This is a genomic window from Nitrosomonas sp. (genome assembly GCF_040256045.1).
Lineage (GTDB): Bacteria > Pseudomonadota > Gammaproteobacteria > Burkholderiales > Nitrosomonadaceae > Nitrosomonas.
In genome coordinates this window covers 1-8,489 of record NZ_JBDZWD010000071.1, presented here as the reverse complement: position 1 = coordinate 8,489, position 8,489 = coordinate 1, and the positions used below count along the sequence as shown (strand labels likewise).

Here is an 8,489-nt window from a genome sequence, read left to right as displayed (position 1 = left end):
AGACTCAGGACAATAAGGCCTTGATGAACACTTTACTTTAACCAAATAGCCTCCTTGATAGTCGGGGCGATTCAGTTGTCTATTTCCGCCGCAACAATAGCTCCTCTAATCTCTCGATCAGGAAACTCTCTCTTTGCTAGCCCTAGATACATTGAAATTTGGCCAAATACCCTAAAATCCGCGCGGCCAGATTTTAGCTCCACGATTAACAATTCTCTGTTCTGCGTATTTTCCAGGAGCACATCGATCTTTTTCCCAGATATAACGTACTCAATACCAAGGTTCGCCTCACCATAGATTCTATAGCCGGGGAATAGATCTGAAATCTGTGCACACAGGGTTTTTTGCAGATCTTTCTCATATGAAAAATTAACTGTTGCAACTGTCGTCTCAATGGCGACTGACTCATAAACTTCCTGAACCACATCACCGACTCTATGATTTACAAAAAATTCTGAATAGCGAGCTATTGCGGCCCTAAATCTACTGTGTTGCTGGTATCCGAACTCAGAAAAGCGACCAGCTTGGCTATAGTCATGCGCAATCTGACTAAGGGTGGCTTGATCAGCAATGGCGTATATATCTGTCACACGACCGGTTTCGGTTGAGTAATGCTGCGAAATCTGAAGTATGGCGGATGGGTAGCTCGAGGCTGCTCCAACAGCCGAATAACCGTGCGCGATCAACCACGCCCTGAATAATTCTTCCATTCTATGGGTTCACTCGAATTACATAATGGTAGTAGTAACGGCGATAACGAAGTACAGCGCGGTTAGCATCTCGTTGGCCACATTATTAGATTCGGTCAGTTTAAAAACAGTATGACCAGATACGAGAGAGAATAAGGCGTAAACATTACCATTCAAACTCTGAAAAGAGCCTGGTTTCATGGGTTACTTGTTTAACTCTACGGCTTCCCCCTAAAACAAAAAAGGTGTGGCGTAGTTACTGCAGAATATATCCGCGATTGAATATCAGGGTGCGGTCTTGGTGACGATGATGGAAAATGGACGATAGACCAATATCAGCGGGAGAGTATTGTTTCAGTCGTTGAGCAACACATCCATCTGTATCATTCAAAATCGAGATTAAGGCATTTGTATCCAGCAGGTACCGCATCAGTTGAATAGATCATCCGTTCAGGGCGTTCCTGCAGCACATCCTGTTCCTCAGATGCCTGTTTAAAATCTGCATCAATTAGTGCTAATAAAGCATCCAGTCATGCCCAATCAGCTGGAACTGGTTCCAGTATGATCGCAGTGCCATGCCGATTCGAACCTCATCACCATCGATACAATATTTTTTTGGCAGGTGGATTGCTTGAGATCGTCCTGTCCAGCAAATTTTAGCTGTTTCCATCACTCCCTCGCGTCTTAATATATATCATCAAGATATATCAAAACCTTCCCGAAAGTAAAAGGTAACAATCTGAATGGCAACGGTAATCAATCTCTGAAAATCCTGATGGATAGTGAGATATACGTACCTGATCGCACACCTGGCACGCTGTCTAGCTGCATTGCTCTTTGTTGCAAAAAACGATCCTGCTACTTCATCGGACATATTGAGAGAGGATTTTTTGCTATGATGAGTTACTACATTAGTTATAACTCAAAGGAAATAATATGGTTGAGCTGAAGGTCAGAAAATTAGGTAATTCCCTGGGAGTTGTACTGCCAAAAGAGGTCATTAACCATTTACGTACCGGAGATGGGCAGCGACTGTTTTTAACCGAGGCGTCCAATGGCGGGTATTTTATTACCCCATACGATCCTGCTTTCGAAGAAAAAATGGCCAAGGTTGAGGGTATTTGTGACCGTTACCGCAATACGCTTCGTATCCTGGCTAAATGATCGAGCCGATCTGGGTAGATGAGCAAATCGCGCTTGCTATTCATGAACGCCTGCTTTCTCTACATGGCGGTGCATCAGGGGTTCGCGACAAAGAGCTTCTGAAATCGGCTCTTGCCAGACCTCTCAACCTTCTGGCCTATGACCAACAAACAAACGTTATCCATCTTGCTGCTGCATATACCGCCGGGATTTTGCACAATCATCCTTTTGTGGATGGAAACAAACGAACGGGTTTTGTCGTCGGCGTACTGTTTCTTGAGCTTAATGGTTACAGATTTACTGCCGCTGAGGAAGACTCTGCGCAGGCAGTAATTGCGCTCGCTGCAGGTTCTCTTGATGAGGCCGGGTTTAAATTATTTCTTGAGGATAATTCGATATCTGTCTGACAGGATAGAAGTTGCTTAAAAAATAACCTTTCAGGGACGCTGTAATCATTTTCGTCAGCCATCCTGTTCCGTTTCTTCGACCAGAAATCCGTCTGCCTGCCGGCTCCAGAGTTGGGTATAGGCACCGTTGACAGCCAGCAGTTGAGCGTGGCTGCCATCTTCGATGATGCGCCCGCGATTGAATACCAGAATGCGATCCAGATGTGCGATGGTGGAAAGGCGGTGAGCGACCACGATCACGGTTTTGTTCTTCATCAGCGCAGCCAGGCTGTTCTGGATGGCCTGTTCAGTAATCGAATCCAGACTGGAAGTGGCTTCGTCCATGATCAGGATGGGCGCATTTTTAGCGATGACGCGAGCAATGGAGATACGCTGCCGCTGGCCGCCTGAGAGTTTCACGCCACGTTCGCCCACCAGTGATTCGTACTGATTGGGCATGCGTTCAATGAATTCGTGTGCATCGGCGCCGCGTGCAGCCAGTTCGATCTCCTCCCGGGTAGCGCCGGGACGGCCATAGCGGATATTTTCCAGCAGAGTGCGATGAAACAGTCCGGGGTCCTGCGGAATCAGGCTGATCTGTTCATGAAGGGACTGCTGGGTGACGTCCCGGATATCCTGACCATCGATCAGAATACTACCCTGCTGTGGGTCGTACAGCCGCAGGATCAGGTTGAGCAGTGTCGATTTGCCTGAACCAGAATAGCCCACCAGCCCTACGCGCTGCCCGCCCTCGATACGCAAATCGAGATTTTCGAATACCGGATTGTCGGGAGAATAGCCGAAGGTGACACCGCGCAATTCGATACAACCACGGGTAATGTGCAATGGTTGCGCGCCGGGGCGATCGACGATTTCATGTTCACGCACGATGATGCCCACCCCGTTGGCAATATTGCCAATGTATTCGAACAGATCGATGAAACGGCGGCTGATATTGCGCACTTCTCCGATGATCAGCAGCGAGAGGCTGACGCTCATCACGAAATCAGCCACGGATATCTGGTTCTGCTGCCACAACCACAAGGCAAACAGCAGTGTACCCACCTTGAGTGTCAACGCCAGCAGGAACTGGAACCAAAGTATTTTCTCATTCGACCAGAGCCAGCGCCGTGAAGCGGCAATCTCGTTGTTCAGGAAACTTTCCAGGTAGCCGCGTTCGAAACCCAGCATGGCGAACAGCCGCACGCTGGCAAGGTTGGTAACGGCATCCACTACCTTGCCGACTGTAATGCTGCGCGCCTCGGCCGATTTATGCGCCAGCGGCCGGCAGCGCCGTGCCAGCCAGTAGGAAATGCTCAGGTAGAGTAATGCCCATGCCAGGGTGAACAGCGACAGGGGAATGCTGGCGTACCACAGCAGGATGATCGAGACGGTCAGTGTGACGACAATCGGCAGGAAATCGAACACCAGTGTCCATAATGTCATGTTGACGCTGGTCGAGGTTTCCGAGATGCGGCTGGCCAGCGCACCGGCGAAGTTGTTGCTGAGGAAACGATGCGAATGGTGCTGCAGGTAAGCGTACAGCTCGCTCGTCACCTGCGCCCGTAATCGCGGTGCAATGACAATGCGGCAGGAGGCACCGGCGCGGCTGAATATCACTTCACCGAGGTTGAGTAGTAGATAAAGCCCGAGCGGGAAAGCGACTGCCGAAAAAATCTGTTCTCGTACCGTCAGGGTATCAGTAACGCCGCCCACGATCTGGCCGATAGCATACGGCGTGAGAATACTGCTGGCGGATGCACCGATTTCCAGTACCACGACCAGCACACACCAGCTGTAATAATGCCGGAAGAAATGCAGCAGAAAGGCAAAAGGCTCGCTCGGCAATGCCGGTGCGTGCGCGGGATGATGAGATTCGTCCATCAGAAATGACGGGAAAAGAATAGTCGTGCCGAATGTTTGTATCTTACGGCTACCAGCTTTGCAGCCGGATAAATCCAATACTGGCCGCAATTATCGCGGCCGGATCGGCCATTACATGTTCGGGTCTGGTATGGAAATCCAGACCACCTCGATGTCAGAGAACTGCTGCGTATCCCGTCTGGTTTCAGAACGGAATATCGTCTTCCATATCGTCAAAACCTGTATTCGACTTGGCAGGTGGGGCACTTTGACTTTGGTAATCATGATCCCGGTCGGCTGGGGGATCATAGCTACCCCCTCCCGAACGGCCTCCCAGCATCTGCATGCGATCCGCGACGATTTCGGTGGTATAGCGCTCCACGTTGGATTTATCGGTCCATTTGCGTGTTTGCAGGCGGCCTTCGATATAAATCTGCGAACCTTTCTTCAGGTATTCCCCGGCAATTTCAGCCTGTTTGCCAAACATGACGACCCGGTGCCACTCGGTACGTTCCTGTTTCTCGCCGCCTTTGTCTTTCCAGGTGTCGGTGGTAGCGATATTCAGATTCGCCATGGCGTCGCCGCTGGGCATGTAACGAATTTCCGGATCACGGCCAAGATTGCCAATCAACATGACTTTGTTCAGTGATGCCATCTATATATTTCCTTCCAGTAACTGAACCACTTTTTCTTCATCAAATCCCTTGAGGTCAACCTTCAGGTAAGCCACCTGCTCGTTGGCCAGCACGAGGGCCTCATAAACGCCGGGTAATGCCGCCAGTTCGCGTGACAGGCCATTGGCTTCATCGGAATCCATTTTTCTGACCTGATACATTCTGGAACGAACCGCGGCCGGTGCCTGCATGGTGACAGCCAGCACCAGCCAGAAAATCAGCAATCCGCTGCACATTGCCGCCAGGGCATAAAAGCCGAAATGCTGAAACAGATACCCGCCCAGACCAGCGCCGACAAAAGCGCCCAGAAATTGTGTACTGCTGTAAATGCCGATAGCCGTTCCTTTGGCACCGACCGGCGCAATTTTCGAAATCAGTGAAGGCAGGCTGGCTTCGAGCAGATTAAACGCCGCGAAGAACAACAGCAGCGCAAAAACCAGCCCCCAGAATGATGCATTAAAAATTGCCAATAAAATTTGTGCCAACAGCAGCAATGCAATGGCTGCAATGAAAACCGGCTTTAGCCGGGCTTTTTTCTCAGCATAGATAATGGCAGGCACAATCAGTAGTATGGAGCCGACCATTACCGGGAAATAGACCTTCCAGTGGTCAGCAGCAGCCAGGCCTGTTTCCCGCAGTGACAGCGGTATGCTGAGCCAGAGAGCCATCAGCACCGCATGCAGGGCAAAAATGCCATAGTTCAACCGCAGCAGTTGTACATCACGAATGACGCTGCTGAAACGGGTGGCAGTCACCTCGGTATCCGAGTGAAAACGGCTGATGGCCGGATCCGGCACTACCTTGTGCACGACCCATATCGCGAGTATGGCCAGGCATCCGGTAATCACAAAGATACCAGGCACGCCTACCCATTGATCCAGCAGAGGAGCAATGACCAGCGACAAGGCGAAAACCACACCGATGCTCATACCGATCATTGCCATCGCCTTGGTACGGTGTTCTTCCCGCGTCAGATCGGCTGCCAATGCCATGACAGCAGCCGAAAGGGCACCCGCACCCTGGATGATACGCCCCAGAATCACCCAGTAAATGTCGGTTGCGCCTGCTGCGACAAAACTGCCCAGTGCAAACAGTACCAATCCGAGATAAATGACCGGTTTACGCCCGATGCGGTCAGACAGCCAGCCGAACGGAATCTGCAGAATCGCCTGCGTCAGCCCGTAAGCGCCCAGCGCAATACCGATCAGCGTGTAATTGTCTCCTCCCGGCAATTCCTTGGCGAAAAAAGTAAAGACCGGCAGGATGATGAACAGACCGAACATGCGGAGTGCATATACGCCCGCCAGACTGGCGGAAGCTCGTATTTCCACTCGGGACATTTTTTCGGGAAGTTTGGTTGCTGTATTAAGTGCTGGTGAAACAGACATGAAGCGTAATTGTGATAAAACCGGGAAGTTGGGTATATTATCAGGTTGACTCATTCTTAGGTAGCAGATGGAACTCATCCGAATCCGTGGCGCACGGACACATAATCTCAAAAATATCGATCTCGATCTGCCGCGCAACCAGCTGATCGTGATTACCGGACTGTCCGGTTCCGGAAAATCTTCACTGGCTTTCGATACCCTCTATGCGGAAGGCCAGCGGCGCTATGTCGAATCACTTTCCGCCTATGCCAGACAATTTTTGCAATTGATGGAAAAACCGGATGTCGATCTGATCGAGGGACTGTCGCCAGCCATCGCCATCGAGCAGAAAGCCACTTCGCACAATCCGCGCTCTACCGTGGGAACAGTCACTGAAATACACGATTATCTACGCCTGCTGTTCGCCCGCGTGGGGGAACCGCATTGCCCGGAACATGGTATCGGACTGGCGGCGCAGAGTGTTTCACAAATGGTCGATCAGGTTCTGCAGTTGCCGGCCGACACCCGTCTGATGATACTCGCGCCAGTAGTAACCGGGCGCAAGGGTGAACAGGCAGAATTGTTCGATGAGCTGCGTGCACAGGGATTCGTGCGGGTCCGGCTGGATGGGGAAGTGTACGATATCGATTCACTGCCGAAATTACAGAAAACCAAAAAACATACGATCGAAGTGGTCGTCGATCGCCTCAAAATTTCCCCGGAGGTCAAACAGCGACTGGCGGAATCATTTGAAACCGCATTACGCCATGCCGAGGGCAGGGCGCTGGCGGTAGAAATGGACAGTGGCAAAGAATACCTGTTTTCAGCCAAATTCAGTTGCCCGGTGTGCAGTTATGCCTTGTCCGAACTCGAACCACGCCTGTTTTCCTTCAATAATCCCGCTGGCGCCTGTCCCAAGTGTGATGGTCTGGGTCAGATCACCTTTTTCGATCCGGCGCGGGTGGTCGCTTTTCCGTATCTGTCGCTGGCTGCGGGCGCCATCCGAAGCTGGGATAAGCGCAATCAGTTCTATTTCCAGATGTTGCAGGCGGTGGCAAATCACTATCACTTCGATCTGGAGATTCCGTTCGAGCAGTTGAGCAAGGAGGTGCAACAGGCCGTTCTGTATGGTTCCGGCAAGGAAAAAATCACATTTACCTATCTCAACGAACAAGGCCGTGCTCATCAGCAGGTTCACCCTTTCGAGGGCATCATTCCCGGCCTGGAACGCCGTTATCGGGAAACCGAATCACAAACCGTACGTGAGGAACTGGCCAAATTCATCAATGCGCGTGAATGTCCCGAATGCGGAGGGACACGCTTGTGTCGTGAAGCCCGGCACGTTATGGTCAATGGCGAGACGATTTTTGCAATCAGTGCCTGGCCGCTGCGGCAGGCAAAACAGTTTTTCGATGGCATGGAACTGACAGGCCATAAACAATCCATCGCAGAGCGTATCATCCGGGAGATTTCCAGCCGCTTGCAGTTTCTCAATAATGTCGGGCTCGACTACCTTTCGCTTGATCGGTCCGCCGATACGCTTTCCGGCGGTGAAGCACAGCGTATCCGCCTCGCCAGCCAAATTGGCTCCGGGCTGACCGGTGTCATGTATGTGCTGGATGAACCTTCGATCGGATTACATCAGCGCGATAATGAACGCTTGCTGGATACCCTCAAGCATCTGCGCGATCTCGGTAACAGTGTCATCGTGGTGGAGCACGACCAGGATGCCATCCTGCTGGCGGATCATGTAGTCGACATGGGTATTGGAGCGGGTGAGCATGGCGGCTGTGTGGTGGCAGAAGGTACACCAACGGCCATTCAGGCAAATTCCGCATCACTGACCGGACAATACCTTTCCGGCAAACGCTCCATTGCCATTCCATCCACCCGCACTCCGCCCAATCCGGAAAGGGTGCTGACGATCCGTGGAGCAGCCGGCAACAATCTCAAGCAGGTACAGCTCAATTTACCGGTTGGTTTACTGATCTGCGTGACTGGTGTTTCAGGTTCGGGAAAATCCACACTGATCAACGATACACTGTATCGTGTCGTGGCACGCCATTTGTATGGCAGCCATACTGATCCGGCTGCTTACCAGGAAATCGACGGGCTGGGGTTTTTCGACAAGGTCATCGACATCAACCAAAGCCCGATCGGACGCACCCCGCGTTCCAATCCCGCGACTTACACCGGCTTGTTCACACCCGTACGTGAATTGTTTGCCGGCGTGCCACAAGCCAGGGAGCGCGGCTATTCACCCGGCAGATTTTCGTTCAACGTCAAGGGAGGGCGCTGCGAAGCCTGTCAGGGAGATGGTGTCATCAAGGTGGAAATGCATTTTCTGCCGGATATTTATGTTGCCTG

The 8,489-nt window shown here is 51.5% G+C and carries 7 protein-coding genes; 3 read left to right on the top strand and 4 right to left on the bottom strand.

The features are described from left to right. Positions 1-71: 71 nt before the first annotated feature. Entirely contained in the window at positions 72-710 is a 639-nt protein-coding gene (locus ABUL11_RS10515; protein WP_350283807.1) for an endonuclease NucS domain-containing protein, read from the bottom strand. Positions 711-1,625: 915 nt separating this feature from the next. On the opposite strand from ABUL11_RS10515, the gene ABUL11_RS10510 reads away from it, so the two are divergent. After that, positions 1,626-1,853, top strand: a complete 228-nt coding sequence (locus ABUL11_RS10510; RefSeq protein WP_350283806.1) for an AbrB/MazE/SpoVT family DNA-binding domain-containing protein — start codon at positions 1,626-1,628, stop codon at positions 1,851-1,853. Then, positions 1,850-2,239, top strand: coding sequence for a type II toxin-antitoxin system death-on-curing family toxin (locus ABUL11_RS10505; RefSeq protein WP_350283805.1), 390 nt, complete (start codon positions 1,850-1,852; stop codon positions 2,237-2,239). Before ABUL11_RS10510 ends, ABUL11_RS10505 begins: the two co-directional genes overlap by 4 nt. Before the next feature lie 54 nt (positions 2,240-2,293). On the opposite strand, the gene ABUL11_RS10500 is transcribed toward ABUL11_RS10505, so the two are convergent. The 3 genes from ABUL11_RS10500 to ABUL11_RS10490 form a co-directional block, all read right to left on the bottom strand. Beyond that, positions 2,294-4,192 carry an ABC transporter ATP-binding protein gene (locus ABUL11_RS10500; protein ID WP_350283804.1) on the bottom strand — a complete coding sequence of 633 codons (1,899 nt, stop codon included), beginning with the start codon at positions 4,190-4,192 and terminating at the stop codon, positions 2,294-2,296. 94 nt (positions 4,193-4,286) lie between these two features. Further along, a complete protein-coding gene (gene ssb / locus ABUL11_RS10495; protein WP_350283803.1) occupies positions 4,287-4,736 on the bottom strand; it encodes a single-stranded DNA-binding protein in 450 nt (149 codons plus the stop codon). Then, positions 4,737-6,095 (bottom strand): MFS transporter, encoded by a 1,359-nt coding sequence (locus ABUL11_RS10490; protein ID WP_350283808.1) that lies wholly within the window; start codon positions 6,093-6,095, stop codon positions 4,737-4,739. A 115-nt stretch (positions 6,096-6,210) separates the two neighbouring features. On the opposite strand from ABUL11_RS10490, the gene uvrA reads away from it, so the two are divergent. Beyond that, on the top strand, positions 6,211-8,489 hold a 2,279-nt coding region (gene uvrA, locus ABUL11_RS10485; protein ID WP_350283802.1), incomplete at its 3' end, for an excinuclease ABC subunit UvrA.